This window comes from Dietzia lutea, from assembly GCF_003096075.1.
Classification (GTDB): domain Bacteria; phylum Actinomycetota; class Actinomycetes; order Mycobacteriales; family Mycobacteriaceae; genus Dietzia; species Dietzia lutea.
In genome coordinates this window covers 1,740,898-1,755,669 of the sequence record NZ_CP015449.1, presented here as the reverse complement: position 1 = coordinate 1,755,669, position 14,772 = coordinate 1,740,898, and the positions used below count along the sequence as shown (strand labels likewise).

The window sequence follows — 14,772 nt, the reverse complement described above, 5'->3', positions numbered from 1 at the left end:
CCGGCGGACCGGCATCAGAATTCCGCGATCGCGCGGATCTCGACCCGCCCACCGTGGACTCCCGGACATCTGGCCGCCCAGGCCAGCGCCTCGTCGATGTCCGCGACGTCGATGACGATGGTCCCGCCGACGAATTCTCGGCTCTCGGGGAGCGGGCCCGAGGTGACCACCGGCTCCCCGCCTCCGGGCGGGCACGCGACGCTCACACCCGTCTCCGGGTCCTCGAGGGCGAACCCGCCGGCGAGCACACCGGCCTTGTCGAGCTCCGCGTCGAACGCGATGAACGCCTCCGGGCCGGGGCCCTGCTCGGCGTCGTCGGTGGCGGGCTCCCCGCAGCGCGCGTCGTCGAGGTTTCCGAAGAGCAGCAGTACGTATTTCATTGGTATCACCTGGCCGTTCGTGGTGGACGCCGGTCGCCGAAGTGCGCCGACACCATGATGACGAACGGGAGCGACCGGGATCGACACCTCCGCAGAAGTTTCTTTTCGCGGGCGCGCCGGGACACGCGACTCCGTGGGGCTGCGGCGCCGGTGGTCAGCGTCGTTCGAGTGCCCTGCGCGCGGGCTCCTCCAGGAACCGGTGACTCGCGGCGCCGGCTGCCAGTGAACCCGCGACGGTGACCGGCCAGATGACCGCCATGCGCGGCGCCCACAGCGGCGTGCGGGTGAGGGGGAACGCGGCGTGCAGCACGAGCTGGTGCCACAGGAAGATTCCGTACGACCAGGTTCCGACCTTCTGCAGCGGAGCCGATTCCAGCACGGGGAACCGTGTGCCCTCCGGCGCCAGGACGACCGGGGCCAGGATGAGGAACGCCATCGTGCCCGCCAGCCCGGTGCGGGCGGCGAACTCGAGCGGTCCCGGATGGACGAATCCCTCGGAGAACCACGCCGGCACGGTGGTGACGACCAGCGCCGCCCCGCCGGCGATCCACCAGCCCCAGCGCGCGAGTCGGTCGCGACACGCCCGGACGAGCGTGCCGGGCGGGGCAGTCACCACCTCGGCCAGCAGCATCCCCGCGGCGAACCAGGCGGCGAACGACGGCGGGAGGATCTGCACGTTGACATCGGTCGGCAGAAGGCCGAGCGCGTGCCAGGGGATCATGGGGAACACCAGACCGGACGCGCCGAACGCGGCGATGGCCGGGATCCGCCACTTCGCGGCGTCGCCACGCAGGCCCCTCAGCGCGGTCCACAGCAGCGGGAACGCGAGGTAGTACGCCATCTCCACCGCCAGCGACCAGGCGTGGGTGAGCCCGGCGACGAGGAAGTTCGACGTGTAGATCTGCGTGAGGGTCAGGTTGGCGATCCACGAGGCGGGCCCGTTGACGTGGTTCTGCGTGAGCAGCAACATCGCGGCGGCGACCAGCACGGCGTAGGCCGGCATGATCCGCACGAGCCGCGAGCGCAGGTACTCGCGTGTGGGCCTCGCCGTCCCCGGCCTGTCTCGGCGGGCGTGATCGGCGTGCGCACGCCACAACAGGAACCCGGACTTGGCGAAGAACACCGCCACGGCCAGGTCGAGACGGCCGAAGAGGCGCTTGATCGGTGAGCCGGTGGACGAACGCGTGACGAACGCGACGTGCGTGGTGAGCACGCCGACCGCGGCGAGACCGCGGATCCCCTCGAGGGCCGGGACGAAGCCCTTGGCACCGGCCGGAGGGCGTACCGCGCCGCCCGGGCCCGGCGTTCGCGGGGAGTGTCCCGCACGCGCAGCGCCGGGACCCGCGGCCGGTGTCGCGGTGTCGGCCGGGTGGACGGAACCAGGGGTCGCGGCGCCCGGACCCGCCATCGTGAACACGGGCCTGCCCGCCCGACGACGCGCGGCCGCCCGCACCGCAGCACGGGCGGCGACCGCTCCACCCGCGACGACGATCAGGGCGGCGGCGACAGACCTCATGGACTCTCCCAGGGCGGTGACAGGGGACGACAGCGCGTGTCCGGGCCCCCACGGAGGCGTCGGACATCCGGTGGAGCCTAGCACCGGTTCTAGTTCCGTCACCCGCGTACACGGTGGCCTCCGGCCTATTCCGTAGGGTGAGAGCACCTGGTCCGCGAGAGGAGAGACATGAGCGACGCCCACGTCGGCCCCCTGCCCGAGTCCTCGGGAGAGCCGGTTCCCCAGTCGGTGGACGTCCTCGTCATCGGCGGGGGCCCGGCCGGGCTGTCCGCCGCGACGTGGGTCGGCCGGTACCAGCGCTCGACCCTGCTCGTCGACGCGGGCCACCAGCGCAACCTCGCCGCGACGGAGATCCACGGCATGCTCGGCACCGGGCCCACGACGCCCGCCGAGTTATATGCCGACATCCACGAGGGTCTCGAGCGCTATCCGACCGTCCGCCGGCTCGACGGCATCGTCGTCGACCTGGAGAAGGAGTCCGACGAGAGGTTCGTCGCCCGCATCACCCCGACGGAAGCCTCGAACGGTGGCGCGGACGACCCGATCACCGTCATCGCCAAACGGATCATCCTCGCCACCGGCGTACGCGACCGGCTGCCCGAGCTCGTCGGGATCGACGAGCACTTCGGGGTCGACGTCCACCACTGCCCGGCCTGCGACGGCCTCACCGCCGCGGGCCGACGGATCATCGTGTTGGGCGTCGGCGCGCACGTGCCGGCGTACGCCTCCGAGCTACTCGACTGGGCGTCCGAGGTCGTCATCGTCACCGAGAGCGACGCCGACCCGGCCTTCGACGACGACCAGCGCGCAGCCTGCGCCGAGCACAGCATCGAGGTGATCGACGGAGTCGCCCGCGAGCTGGTCGGCGCCCCCGGCGCGCTGGAGGGCGTGCAGCTCGAGGACGGGAGGGTGATCGAGGGGTCGAAGGTGTTCTTCTCCTACGCACACCACCCGACCAACGAACTGGCGACGTCGCTGGGGTGCGAGACCGATGACGAGGGCGGGGTCACCGTCAACTCGCTCCAGCTCACCAGCGTGGCCGGCGTGTACGCGGCCGGCGACATCGTCACCGGGCTGCAACTCGTGCCGATCGCCGTGGGGACCGGCGCGGCGGCCGGCGTCGCGTGCGCGACCTCGTTGCGCGGGCATCACACCGCGGAGTGCGTCCCGGACCCGGCGCCCCCGACGCGGAACTTCACGCGGCCCGATAACTGACGCCGGCGGGACGGCCAGCCGGCTCAGGCCGGCGGGCCGGCTCAGCCGGTTCACGCCGCCGGCGGGACGGCCCAGCCGGCTCAGGCCCGAGGGCCGGCCAGCGAGGCGATGGCCGCGCAGACCTCGTCGAGCACGGCGCCCGCCCCGCCCGGCAGGAGCAGGTCTGTGGCGACGCGTGCGTTGTCGACCCGCCCGCGCTGACCACGCACGTCCGCGACCGTCATCCCGCGCGTGTGCTCGCCGGTGCACTCGACCCGCACGTGCGCGGGCTCGGACACCTCGGACCCCGGGTGCAGCGCGATCCAGGCGACGAGCGGATCGTGCACCTGCGCCAGGTAGCCCTCGCCGACGGACTCGTGGAACTCGAAGTAGAAGCGCAGCGCGTCCACCAGGGCGCGGATCAGCGGTGTGTCGGCGGCGGCGAGCAGCGCCCGCGAGCGCTCGGGCGTCCACACCGCCCGCTCGGTGAGGTTCAGGCCGCACCACAGCGGGGCGGTGACAGCGGGATCGGCGGCCCGCGCGTCCTCCCACACCCGGCAGATCCGATCGGCGGCCTCCGGGTCCACGTCGACGTTCCACTCGCTGACCGGCGTGGTGTTGCCCGGGTGCCCGCGGAACGTCCCACCCATCACGACCAGGCGCGCCAACAGGCCGGGGAGCGCGGGGTCGAGCGCCACCGCCCGGGCCAGGCTGGACGAGGGACCGGTCACGATCCCCACCAACTCACCGGGATGTGCGCGCGCCAGCTCCACCCAGAGCCGGGCACCGTCGCGGGCGTCGACCGCCCTCGTCGTCGTCGCCAGTTCCGCGTGCCCCGCCCCGCGGGAGCCGTGCGTCTCGGGGGTCAGCACGTGGGGGACGGCGATCGGGCCGGGCGCCCCGGCCGCCACCGGTAGTACCGGGGCGCCCGCGAGGTCCAGCCACGCCAGCGCGTTGGCGACGGTGTCCTCGAGCCCGACGTTGCCCGCCGTGCACACGAGCCCCGCGAGGTCGATCCGGCCGGCGCGGTGCTCGGCCACCAGGTAGGCGATCGCCAGCGCGTCGTCGATGCCCGGGTCGCAGTCGAGCAGCACCGGGGTCCGGGTCACGGCCGGCGGCCCCGGTCCAGCAGCACGTCGCGGGAGAGCTCGAGGTGACCGGTGTGGGTCGCGAGGTCGTGGAGGATGTGGCCGAGCACCCACTCGACGGTGAGGGTACCGGCCCTGCGCGCGGCGTCGACGTCGAACGCCGTGCCGGTGGGATGGGCGAGGTCCCCGCGCGCGTCGGCCGCGGCGGCCCAGGCGGGCAGCCGGTCGACGAGCGCGGCGAGGCGGTCGAGCTCGGGGCCGACGGGGCCGGAGTAGTCGAACTCGGCGTCGCGGTCGCGCGTGATGTCCTCGCCGCCGAGGCACGCCGCGCCCCACGAGGCCACCACGCCGCACAGGTGGTGCACGGTCGCGGCTGCGGAGTTCGTGGGCCACGCGGAGCCGTCGGCCGTGGGGCGGGTGTGCACAAGGGTGCCGGGCCCGTCGCCGCCGAGATCGGCCACGGCGGCGCGCAGCGTCGGCAGCACCTGGTCGGCCAGGATACGGTGGACGGCGTCGGCGGTCACCACGGGCTCGGCTCGAAATCCTTGAGGAAGCAGCCGTAGAGGTCCTCACCCGCCTCGCCGCGCACGATCGGGTCCACCACGCGGGCGGCGCCGTCGACCAGGTCCAGCGGGGCGTGGAAGCCCTCCTCGTGGAGGCGGACCTTGGTCACGTGCGGGCGCTCGTCGGTGATCCACCCGGTGTCCACGGCGGTCATGAGGATGCCGTGCTCGGTGAACATCTCCTCGGCCGACGTGCGGGTGAGCATGTTGAGCCCCGCCTTGGCCATGTTGGTGTGCGGGTGGCCGGCGCCCTTGTAGCGGCGCGAGAACTGGCCCTCCATGGCCGAGACGTTGACGACGTACTTGCGGCGCGCCTTCGATGCCGCGAGCGCCGGGCGCAGGCGCGAGACCAGGATGAACGGCGCGACCGAGTTCGCGAGCTGCACCTCGAGCATCTCCATGGGCTCCACCTGCTCGACCGTGGCCACCCAGCTGTTGTGGTCCACCACGTCCGGCAGCAGCCCGCCGGCGTCGATCGCGGTGCCGGCGGCCATGCGCTCCAGCGACGCCGAGCCACCCTGCAGCGCGAGGGTCGCGATGTGGTCGGCCTCCCTCTCCGCCTCCTCGGACCCGATGAGCGCGGACTCGCCGCCCATGAGCGCGGCGGGGTGCAGCTCGGAGGTGCGGCCCATGGTGACCATCGGGATGTTCGCGGCGCGACCGGTGATCGGCGCGGACTCGCCCTCCACGAGGCCCGAGTACGAGCCGGGGGAGCGGCGCACCGTCTGGGCGGCGTTGTTGATGAGGATGTCGAGCGGCCCGCCGGCGGCGACCTCGTCGGCCAGCGCCACCACCTGCGCGGGGTCACGGAGGTCCACGCCGATCACGTGGACGCGGTCCGCCCAGTCGGTGTAGTCGTCCATCGACGCGAAGCGGCGCACGGCGTCGCGCGGGAAGCGGGTGGTGATGGTGACGTCGGCGCCCGCGCGCAGCAGCATGAGCGCGATGTACATGCCGATCTTGGCGCGGCCGCCGGTGAGCAGGGCCCGCCGGCCGGTGAGGTCCATGTCCGGGTCGCGCTTGGCGCGGTTGACCGCCGCGCAGGCCGGGCACAGCTGGTGGTAGAAGGCGTCGACCTGGGTGTAGAGCTGCTTGCACACGTAGCAGGCCACCGCGCGCTGCAGGTGGCCGGCGACGGCGCCCGGCGTGTTGGAGACGAGCCGGATCCCGGCGGTCTCGTCGTCGATGCGCGTGGGGGAGCCGGTGGCGGTGGCCTCGATGACGGCCTTGTCGGCCTCCTGGCGCGCGCGGCGCACCTCGGCGCGCCGCGCCTTCTTGAGGAGCTTGAACATGTGGCCCACCGACCGCTGCACCCGGATCGAGTCGGGGTGGTCCTCGCCGAGCGCGGCGGCCCGGTCGAGCACGCGCAGGCACGTCTCGAGGTCGTCGGGGTCGATACCGTCTGCGGGGATACCGTCTGGGTTGGTGCCGGTCACGACAGATACGGTACGACGACGAGGTGGTCAGCCCCTAAACCGTCCGCCCCCGCAGGGTGCACGCGTCACCGGCGCGCAGACCGGTCAGCACGTCCTCCACCGCCCGCAGGTGCTCGTCCCGCCCGGAGGGGGCCGGCTGCCGGGGCGGGCCGTAGCGGGCGGCGTAGGCGTCGGACACGAGCTGGGCGTGGGCCTCCACGGGCAGGGCGGCCCGCCGCGCCGTGGGGGCGTCTCCACCGGGCGCGCCGGCCGGCGTGATGCCGAGCGCGGCACGCCGGTCGAGGGCGGCCCGCCAGTCGTATGCCCGGCGCCCGAGCCGGATCTGCTCACCCAGGGCCCGCACGACGTACCGCGGGCCGAGGAAACGCCCCTGCCAGATGTGGACGAGCTCGTGGACCAGGGTCGGGGTCGCCCGTGGGCGGACGGAGCCGGCGAGGCCCCCGATGCCGACGACGCCGGGGTCGGCGCCGAGAAAGATGAGCCCGGGCAGGGCGAACGCACGCGTGTGCGGTACGCCGGGGACGTGGCCCCGCCGGATCGTCACGGCCGTGGGGTCGACCGTTCCGGCGAAGAACGCGCGGAGGTCGTCGCGGACCTCGGGCGGCAGGTCGAGCGGCGGTGGAGCCAGGCCGAGGGCGTCGAGCCGGCGGTCGGCCGCACGGGCGACCGCGCCCAGCGCACGGCCCAGCGCGTCGGCGATCCCGCTCACCCTTCACCGCCTCCGGCGACGGCGCGGTTGTACCGCAGCGCCGCGGTGAGCTACGTGGACAGCGCCTCGTCGTCCACGATCGCGTCGGCCGCGACCGTGATCCAGCCGGGGCCCATGTCGCGGCCGGCGCCCATCTCGGCCTGTGCGGCACCGGGCCGGGAGAGGAGTTCCGCGTGACGGTTCGGGTCCACCGGCACGAGGAGGCCACCGTCCCTGCCGGCGCTCACCGCGATCTTTCCGGAGACCATGAAGCAGCGGCCGCCGAACATGGACACCTCCCGCGAGACGGGAGCGTCCGCGAGGTGCTCGCGGAGTCGGTCGATGAGTTCCTGCTGGGCGGCGGGTACCGGCGTCCGGGTCATCTGTCGGAACCTTCCCGTGAGACGAGAGTGGGCCCCGGTTCCTCGCGGATCCGGGGCCCTTCTACTGTCTCGACACAGTGTGCGCGAGGGGGGACTTGAACCCCCACGTCCGTTAATAGGACACTAGCACCTCAAGCTAGCGCGTCTGCCATTCCGCCACTCGCGCTCGCACACTGGCTGCCTTCGCCGGATCTCGTCCGCCTTGGCCGTGCGAGGAATGACATTAGCCGATGCCCGGACCCGGGACCAAATCGCGGTCCCGCCACGGCACGCGCGGGGCGGTCATCGCTGGTAGACAGGGACGTGACCGGCTGGAGGATTACTCCACACCGTCCGATCGCAGGAGGAGAACGATGACCCAGTTCCGCGTGCCCGACCCGTATGCCGCCCTTCCGGATCTGCCCGCCCTGGAGGTGACCAGCGAGTCGTTCGGCGAGGGCGCCACGCTGTCGGCCGCGCAGCTCGGCGGGAAGATGGGCGTCGAGGGCGGTCAGGACAAGTCGCCCCAGGTGAGCTGGAGCGCCGGCCCGGAGGGCACCAAGACGTACGTGGTGACGGTGTTCGATCCGGATGCGCCCACGGCGTCGGGTTTCTGGCACTGGTCGGTGGCCAACATCCCCGCGGACGTCACGTCGCTGCCCGAGGGAGCGTGCACGGGTGACGACACCTCGGGGCTGCCGGGGGGCGCCGTCGTGGTTCGCAACGACGCGGGCTTCAAGGGCTTCGTGGGCGCGGCGCCGCCGGCGGGTCACGGCCCGCACCGCTACATTCTCGCCGTCCACGCGGTGGGCGACGAGATCGAGCTGGGCGACGACGCCTCGTGTGCGTTCGTCGGTTTCAACCTGTTCGGTCAGGGACTGGCCCGCGGCACAGTGACGGGCATCTACGAGCAGTAGCGCTACGGCGCTCAAGCGCTGCGGCGCTCAGCGCACCGCCGAGCCGACCGCCTCCGCCAGCGAGCGGAACCCGCCCTGGCGGAGGCGTCTGGCCACCAGGCGGTTGGTGCCGCGCACGAGCGAGGGGCCGGTGAAGATGAACCCGGTGTAGGTCTGCACGAGGTCCGCCCCGTGGGTGATGCGGTCCCACACGTCCTCGGGGGTCTCGATGCCGCCGACGGAGATGATCACCAGACGTCCCCCCGCGCGCGCGTGGATCCGCGCGAGGACCTCGCGGGAGCGCGCCGCCACCGGGGCACCGGAGATGCCACCCGACCCCAGGGCCTCGACGTGCGCGGCGGGAGTACGCAGACCGTCCCGCGAGATGGTGGTGTTGGTGGCGACGATGCCCGCCAGGTCCAGTTCGAGCACCAGATCGGTGACCGCGTCGATGTCGGCGTCGTCCAGGTCGGGCGCGATCTTGACGAGCACGGGGATCGTCGCCACGTCCCGGACCGCGGCGAGGATCGGCCGCAGTGACTCGACGGCCTGCAGATCACGCAGGCCGGGGGTGTTGGGGGAGCTGACGTTGACGACGAGGTAGTCGGCCAGGCCGGTGAGCATCGTCGCCGAGGCCACGTAGTCGCGGACCGCGTCTTCGGCGGGCACCACCTTGGTCTTGCCGATGTTGATCCCCACCGGATCGCTGCTGCGGCGCCGGCGGAGGTTGTTGGCCGCATTGCCGGCGCCGTGGTTGTTGAAGCCCATCCGGTTGAGGATCGCCCGGTCCTCGACGAGCCGGAACAGACGCGGGGCCGGATTGCCCGGCTGGGGCGACGCGGTCACGGTGCCGACCTCACTGAAACCGAACCCGATGGCGCCCCACGAGTCGACGGCGGCGGCGTTCTTGTCGAACCCGGCCGCGAGCCCGAGCGGGCCGGGGAAGGTGCGACCGAGAACCTCCTGGGCGAGCACGGGGTCGCGCACGCCCAGGACCCGCCGCACGACGCCGCCCAGTGGCGGCACCAGGGTCAGCAGCTTGAGCAGGCCGAATACCAGGTGGTGGATCCGCTCCGCGGGAAAGCGGAACAGCACCTTCTTGAGCAGTGCGTACACGGTCCTCCTCGATGGGACGTGGGTCGTCGGTGCGATCAGCTCGCCGGCTCGGTGAGGGTCGGACGGAGGAGGTGCAGCCCTGCGCCGTCGGCGGACCCGACCACCACGGTGCCGGACTTCGTGACCGCCAGGGAATCCGGCTGGCGGACCGTCGGGATGTCCGCCCGCAGCATCCCCACGCCGTCGCCGAGATCGTACGCCTGGATGGTGTTCGTTCCCGTCGAGGCGACCCACACGACCTGCCGGGTCGGGTCCTCGGCCACCGCCCACGGGGCCGACGCGACGGGGAATTGCTGGTGCAGCCGCACGGGCGAGGTTGAGTAGACGAGCAGCGTCCCGCCGACGGTGTCACTGGCGATCACGGAGCCCTCGCCCAGCTCGTCGAGGAGCCCCGCGCCCCTGCCCGCGCGCAGGAGCGGCCCGGCGTGGTCCGCCTCGAGGTCGACGCTGGCGATCACGGTGTCCGGTCGACTCAGGGCGGTGACGGACCCGTCACCGGAGACGCTGATCTCGTCGACCGACGTCAGCCCGTCGATGCGATGGTGTTCCGCACCGTCGGCGTCGCGCACGACGATCTCGCCGCCGGGGGTTCCGGTCAGCAGGCGGCCGTCGAGGGTGAGGGCGGCGGCCGAGACGGGCCCGAGACCCGAGAGTTCACGGGCCCCGCCGTCGGGGGAGACCAGCACGACCCCGTCGCCGTGGGGGACCAGCACGGTCCCGTCGTGCGCGGTCGAGGCGGTCCCGGCCCCGGCCGGCAGGGGCACGGAGTCCTCCGCGCTCCAGCTGGTGCCGTCGACCCGGCCCAGCTCGAGCGACGGTGGGTTCTCGACCTGCGCGGCCACCCGGTCCCCCGTGGCGACCACGGCGCGGACCGACCCGGGCACCGGGATGATCTCGCCCCCGATCGGGTCGGAGACCTGTGGGGATTCGGCGGGGGCCGCGTTGCCCTGCGCGACACGGTCCTGCTCCTCGAGCTCGCTCGTGGACGAGGAGCAGGCGGTCAGGCCGATCGCGAGAGCGATGAGGGCGGCGGGCACGCCGGAACGGCGGAGGACACGTCGGTGCACGATGTTCCTTTCGACTGCCCGCCATTGTCCACCACGCGGGTCCGGGGTCCCCGTCCAGGTCCGGGCGACTACTCTCGCGGCGTGCCGTGACGCGACCGCGTCCGAGCCGCAGGCAGCCGAGAGGAAACCGCACACGTGAACACATCGGTCCTCGCCCAGGGCGTGGAGGGGATGTCCTGGCTCCAGGTCGTCGTCCTGTCCGCGCTCCAGGGGCTCACCGAATTCCTCCCCGTGTCCTCATCCGGGCACCTGAGGATCTTCTCGACGTGGTTCTTCGGCGAGGACGCCGGCGCCTCGTTCACCGCCGTCGTCCAGCTCGGCACCGAGCTGGCCGTCCTCGTGTTCTTCTTCAAGGACATCGTCCGCATCCTCGTGGCGTGGCTCCGGGGCGTGGTCGACTCCGCCCGGCGGGACGATCCGGACTACCGGCTCGGATGGTTCGTCATCGTGGGGTCGATCCCGATCGCGATCATCGGGTTCGTCGGCAAGGACTTCATCCGGGACGCCGCCCGCAACCTCTGGATCACCGCGATCGTGCTCATCGTGTTCTCCTTCGTGTTCCTGGCCGCCGAGAGGTTCGGCAGGCAGGACCGGCCGGTCGACGCCAAGTCGCTCGAGGGACTGTCGATGAAGGACGCGATCATCATGGGCCTGGCCCAGTGCCTGGCCCTCATCCCCGGCGTCAGCCGCTCGGGGGGCACCATCTCGGCCGGCCTCTTCCTCAACATGTCGCGTGAGGCCGCGGCCCGGTTCTCCTTCCTCCTGGCGATCCCCGCCGTGCTGGCCTCCGGGCTCTTCAGCCTCCCCGACGCGTTCGACCCCGGCGCCGGCCAGGCCGCGACCGGGTGGCAGCTCCTCGTCGGCACGGCCATCGCGTTCGTCATCGGCTACGCCGCGATCGCCTGGTTCCTGAAGTTCGTCCAGAACCACTCACTGGGCTGGTTCGCCGGCTACCGGATCCTGCTCGGCGCCCTGGTGATGATCCTGCTCGGCACCGGGACCATCCCCGCGACCTGACCGCTCCGGGCAGGGCGTCGGTAACCTGCCGGTATGACCGTCATCCTGCTCCGGCACGGCCGCTCCACCGCCAACACCGCGCTCACCCTGGCCGGCCGCACCCCGGGTGTCGGGCTCGACGACACGGGTCACGCCCAGGCGCAGGAACTCCGCCGGCGACTGGAGGGTCTGCCCGTCGAGGCCGTCGTCCGCTCGCCACTGATGCGGTGCCGGCAGACCGTCGAGCCGCTCGCCGAGCAGTTCGGGGTGGAACCGGAGGTCGAGGAGGACCTCGTGGAGGTGGACTACGGCACCTGGACCGGCCGCCCCCTCAAGGACCTCGCCTCCGAGCACATGTGGTCGGTGGTGCAGCAGCACCCGTCATCCGCGGTCTTCCCGGAGGGGGAGTCGCTCGCCGGGATGGCCGGCAGGTCGGTGACGGCCATCAGGAAGCACGATCGGCGGCTCGCCGAACAGGCCGGCCGGGACGTGCTGTGGGTCGCGTGCAGTCACGGTGACGTCATCAAGGCCGTGCTCGCCGACGCGTACGGCATGCACCTGGACCAGTTCCAGCGGATCGTCGTCGAACCCGCCTCGATGTCGGTCGTGCGCTACACCCCCCATCGGCCGTTCGTCTTACGGGTCAACGACACCGGCGGCGACCTCGCCAGCCTGCGGGGGGAGCCGGCCGGCCAGGTCGGTGAGCCGACGCCCGGCCACTCCAGCTCGGACGCGGTGCCCGGCGGGAACGTACCCTGATGATCCGCACCACCATCGAGCACACGAGGAGACGACCGGCATGAGCAGGGCAGTGCACGAGTTCCGCGATCCGGCCCGGTTCGTGGTGGGCACGGTCGGCCAGCCCGGCGAGCGCGTCTTCTTCGTCCAGGCGACCGAAGCCGGCCGGACGATCTCCGTCCGCTGCGAGAAGCAGCAGGCGCAGATCCTGTCCGAGCGGATGGGCGATCTGCTCGACGAGATCGCGGCCAAGTCCGACATCCCCGTGCCCCCGGCCGGAGGGGTCGTCGACGATCTCGATCCGCTCGAGATGCCTGTCGACGCGGAATTCCAGGTCGGCACCATGGGCCTCGGCTGGGACGGCGAGCGCAATCAGATCGTCGTGGAGCTGCTGGCGATGGACCCGTCGGCCACGGACGAGTCGGTGGTGCTGTCGGACGCCGAGGACGCCCCGGACGCGTTGCGGGTGTTCCTCACCCCGCAGCGAGCCCGCCAGTTCGTCCTGCGCAGCGAGCGCGTGGTCTCCGCGGGCCGGGCGCCGTGCCCGCTCTGCGGGGAGCCGATCGACACCACGGGTCACCTGTGTGTCCGCCTCAACGGGTACCTCCCGCGGTCGGGGGAGGCGCTCACCGACCTCATCGACCCGTGACCGACCGCCCGGCAGGCCCCGAGCTCACCGTCCTGTCCCGGATCCCGTCCGGCAGCAACGCGGTCTACCACTGTGTCGACGAGCGGGGCGACAGCTGGGTCTACAAGCCGTCGGCGGGCGAGCGCCCGCTGATGGACTTCCCCGACGGCAGTCTCGCGACGCGCGAGATCGCCGCCTACGCCGTGTCCGAGGCGTCGGGGTGGGGCCTGGTGCCCGAGACGGTCGCGGCTCACGGCCCGGGCGGGCCGGGCATGGCGCAGCGGTGGATCGAGGAGGTCGACCGGGAGCACGCATCCGGTCACGACCCGGTCGACGTCCACCCGGCCGACGCGGTGCCGCACGGCCGTGCCGTGGTTCTGCGCGGCGAGGGCTCCCGCGGTGAGGACGTGGTGGTGGCCCACGTCACCGACGGCCGGCTGCGCCGGATCGCGGTGTTCGACCACGTGGTGAACAACGCCGACCGCAAGGGCGGGCACGTCCTGGTCGACGCCGCGGGGGTGGTGTGGGCGATCGATCACGGTCTGTCGTTCCACACCGATCCCAAGTTGCGCACCGTCCTGTGGGGGTGGGCGGGCCAGCCCCTGGACGGTGACGACGTCGAGGGCCTCGAGCACGTCCGCCGCGGACTGGAGGCGGGTGGGGGACTCCGTGGCACCCTGTCCGACCTGCTGTCCGACGCCGAGATCGCGGCGCTGGGCGAGCGTGTCGCCACCTTGCTGGCGAGTCGGACGTTCCCCGTCCCCGGGCCGGGCTACCCGTTACCCTGGCCGCTCTTCTGACCGGGCGGTCTCTAGACTCGGCCCCATGCACTCGTGGTCCTCGCCTGTCGTCCGCTCGGTTCCCGGCGACGGCGTCCCCCTGAAGTTGTTCGACACGGCCGGGAGCGAGGTCCGCGAGGTGGCGCCCGGCCCGGTCGCGGGCATGTACGTCTGCGGGATCACCCCCTACGACACCACCCACCTGGGTCACGCGGCGACCTACCTGACGTTCGACCTCGTCTACCGGCAGCTGCTGGACGCGGGCCATGAGGTCCACTACGTCCAGAACACCACGGACGTCGACGACCCGCTGTTCGAGCGCGCGGACCGCGACGGGGTCGACTGGCGTGAGCTGGGGGATCGGGAGACCGACCTGTTCCGCGAGGACATGGAGGCGCTGCGGGTGCTGCCGCCTCGCGACTACGTGGCGGCCACCGAGACCATCGACGAGGTGGTGGAGATGGTCGGCGAGCTGCTCGACCGCGGCCACGCCTACCGGATCGACCCGGACGTCGACGGCTACTCCGACGTGTACTACCGGCATAGAGCCACCGCCGACTTCGGATACGAGTCGGGGTACGACGACGACGAGATGGCGGTCGCGTTCGCCGAGCGCGGTGGCGACCCGGACCGGTCAGGCAAGGAACACCCGCTGGATGCCCTGCTGTGGCGGGTCGAACGGCCCGGCGAGCCGTCGTGGCCGTCCCCCTGGGGGGCGGGCCGACCGGGATGGCACATCGAGTGTTCGGCGATCGCCCGGAACCGGCTCGGGATGGAGTTCGACATCCAGGGCGGCGGCAGCGACCTGGCGTTCCCGCACCACGAGTTCTCCGCCGCGCACGCGGAGGCCGCCGCGGGCCGGCGACCGTTCGCGCGGTTCTACGTGCACGCCGCGATGATCGGCCTGGACGGCGTCAAGATGAGCAAGTCGCTCGGCAACCTCGTGCGCGTGCAGGCGCTACGCGAGCAGGGCGTGGATCCCGCCCTCATCCGGCTCGGGCTGTTCGCCGGGCACTACCGCGTCGACCGCTCGTGGTCCGACGACCTCCTCGAGCGGGCCCGCGCCAGGTACGACCTCTGGTGCCGGGCCATCGCCCGGGGGGTCGGCGCGGACGCGGCGGCCGCGATCGCGGAGCTGCGCGAGCGCCTCGCGGACGACCTCGACACGCCGGGCGCGCTCGCGGTGATCGACGCGTGGGCGTCCGCCACGCTGGACGGCGACGACTCCGACCCGTCCGCCGGCGCCGGCATCGCGACCGCGCTGGATGCCCTGATGGGCATCCCGACGCTCGCCGTCTGACGACTCCGGCCCGACGCGAGCGACC

The 14,772-nt window shown here is 72.6% G+C and carries 16 protein-coding genes and 1 tRNA gene; 7 read left to right on the top strand and 10 right to left on the bottom strand.

Annotation, left to right across the window (positions count from 1 at the left end; genetic code table 11):
- Window positions 1-14 precede the first annotated feature (14 nt).
- On the bottom strand, window positions 15-380 hold the full coding sequence (locus tag A6035_RS07985) for a YciI family protein (protein WP_108847348.1): 366 nt from the start codon (window positions 378-380) through the stop codon (window positions 15-17).
- 154 nt (window positions 381-534) lie between these two features.
- Window positions 535-1,896, bottom strand: coding sequence for an acyltransferase family protein (locus tag A6035_RS07980; RefSeq protein ID WP_108847347.1), 1,362 nt, complete (start codon window positions 1,894-1,896; stop codon window positions 535-537).
- Window positions 1,897-2,064: 168 nt separating this feature from the next.
- Between A6035_RS07980 and A6035_RS07975 the strand changes: the two genes are divergently transcribed.
- Window positions 2,065-3,111 carry an NAD(P)/FAD-dependent oxidoreductase gene (locus tag A6035_RS07975; protein ID WP_108847346.1) on the top strand — a complete coding sequence of 349 codons (1,047 nt, stop codon included), beginning with the start codon at window positions 2,065-2,067 and terminating at the stop codon, window positions 3,109-3,111.
- 80 nt (window positions 3,112-3,191) lie between these two features.
- Here the strand turns inward: A6035_RS07975 and A6035_RS07970 are convergent, their stop codons facing one another.
- The 6 genes from A6035_RS07970 to A6035_RS07945 all read right to left on the bottom strand — a co-directional run bounded on the left by A6035_RS07970 (window position 3,192) and on the right by A6035_RS07945 (window position 7,414).
- Complete coding sequence (locus A6035_RS07970; RefSeq protein WP_108847345.1) at window positions 3,192-4,199, bottom strand: nucleoside hydrolase; 1,008 nt, start codon at window positions 4,197-4,199, stop codon at window positions 3,192-3,194.
- Window positions 4,196-4,705: a mycothiol transferase gene (locus A6035_RS07965; RefSeq protein ID WP_162533991.1), complete on the bottom strand. Its 510-nt coding sequence runs from the start codon at window positions 4,703-4,705 to the stop codon at window positions 4,196-4,198. Before A6035_RS07965 ends, A6035_RS07970 begins: the two co-directional genes overlap by 4 nt.
- A complete protein-coding gene (locus A6035_RS07960; protein ID WP_208635571.1) occupies window positions 4,699-6,177 on the bottom strand; it encodes an SDR family NAD(P)-dependent oxidoreductase in 1,479 nt (492 codons plus the stop codon). The genes A6035_RS07965 and A6035_RS07960 overlap by 7 nt, the downstream gene beginning before the upstream one ends.
- Before the next feature lie 34 nt (window positions 6,178-6,211).
- Window positions 6,212-6,886 (bottom strand): hypothetical protein, encoded by a 675-nt coding sequence (locus A6035_RS07955; protein ID WP_108847343.1) that lies wholly within the window; start codon window positions 6,884-6,886, stop codon window positions 6,212-6,214.
- A gap of 50 nt (window positions 6,887-6,936) precedes the next feature.
- On the bottom strand, window positions 6,937-7,248 hold the full coding sequence (locus A6035_RS07950; protein WP_108847342.1) for a TfoX/Sxy family protein: 312 nt from the start codon (window positions 7,246-7,248) through the stop codon (window positions 6,937-6,939).
- 80 nt (window positions 7,249-7,328) lie between these two features.
- Window positions 7,329-7,414: transfer RNA gene (locus A6035_RS07945), tRNA-Leu, on the bottom strand.
- A gap of 187 nt (window positions 7,415-7,601) precedes the next feature.
- Here A6035_RS07945 and A6035_RS07940 point away from each other — a divergent pair.
- Entirely contained in the window at window positions 7,602-8,144 is a 543-nt protein-coding gene (locus A6035_RS07940) for a YbhB/YbcL family Raf kinase inhibitor-like protein (protein WP_108847341.1), read from the top strand.
- 27 nt (window positions 8,145-8,171) lie between these two features.
- Here the strand turns inward: A6035_RS07940 and A6035_RS07935 are convergent, their stop codons facing one another.
- Together A6035_RS07935 and A6035_RS07930 are read right to left on the bottom strand one after the other, a co-directional pair.
- On the bottom strand, window positions 8,172-9,239 hold the full coding sequence (locus tag A6035_RS07935; RefSeq protein WP_108847340.1) for a quinone-dependent dihydroorotate dehydrogenase: 1,068 nt from the start codon (window positions 9,237-9,239) through the stop codon (window positions 8,172-8,174).
- A gap of 35 nt (window positions 9,240-9,274) precedes the next feature.
- Window positions 9,275-10,306 carry a YncE family protein gene (locus tag A6035_RS07930; RefSeq protein WP_108847339.1) on the bottom strand — a complete coding sequence of 344 codons (1,032 nt, stop codon included), beginning with the start codon at window positions 10,304-10,306 and terminating at the stop codon, window positions 9,275-9,277.
- Window positions 10,307-10,477: 171 nt separating this feature from the next.
- Here A6035_RS07930 and A6035_RS07925 point away from each other — a divergent pair, with 171 nt between their 5' ends.
- From A6035_RS07925 to mshC, 5 genes are read left to right on the top strand one after another with little or no spacing between them, the layout of a single operon-like run.
- Window positions 10,478-11,323, top strand: coding sequence for an undecaprenyl-diphosphate phosphatase (locus A6035_RS07925; RefSeq protein WP_108849144.1), 846 nt, complete (start codon window positions 10,478-10,480; stop codon window positions 11,321-11,323).
- Window positions 11,324-11,356: 33 nt separating this feature from the next.
- Window positions 11,357-12,061 (top strand): histidine phosphatase family protein, encoded by a 705-nt coding sequence (locus A6035_RS07920; RefSeq protein WP_108847338.1) that lies wholly within the window; start codon window positions 11,357-11,359, stop codon window positions 12,059-12,061.
- Window positions 12,062-12,101: 40 nt separating this feature from the next.
- On the top strand, window positions 12,102-12,689 hold the full coding sequence (locus tag A6035_RS07915) for a DUF3090 domain-containing protein (protein WP_043567251.1): 588 nt from the start codon (window positions 12,102-12,104) through the stop codon (window positions 12,687-12,689).
- A complete protein-coding gene (locus tag A6035_RS07910; RefSeq protein WP_108847337.1) occupies window positions 12,686-13,468 on the top strand; it encodes an SCO1664 family protein in 783 nt (260 codons plus the stop codon). Before A6035_RS07915 ends, A6035_RS07910 begins: the two co-directional genes overlap by 4 nt.
- 25 nt (window positions 13,469-13,493) lie before the next feature.
- Window positions 13,494-14,747 carry a cysteine--1-D-myo-inosityl 2-amino-2-deoxy-alpha-D-glucopyranoside ligase gene (gene mshC / locus A6035_RS07905; protein WP_108847336.1) on the top strand — a complete coding sequence of 418 codons (1,254 nt, stop codon included), beginning with the start codon at window positions 13,494-13,496 and terminating at the stop codon, window positions 14,745-14,747.
- Window positions 14,748-14,772 lie beyond the last annotated feature (25 nt).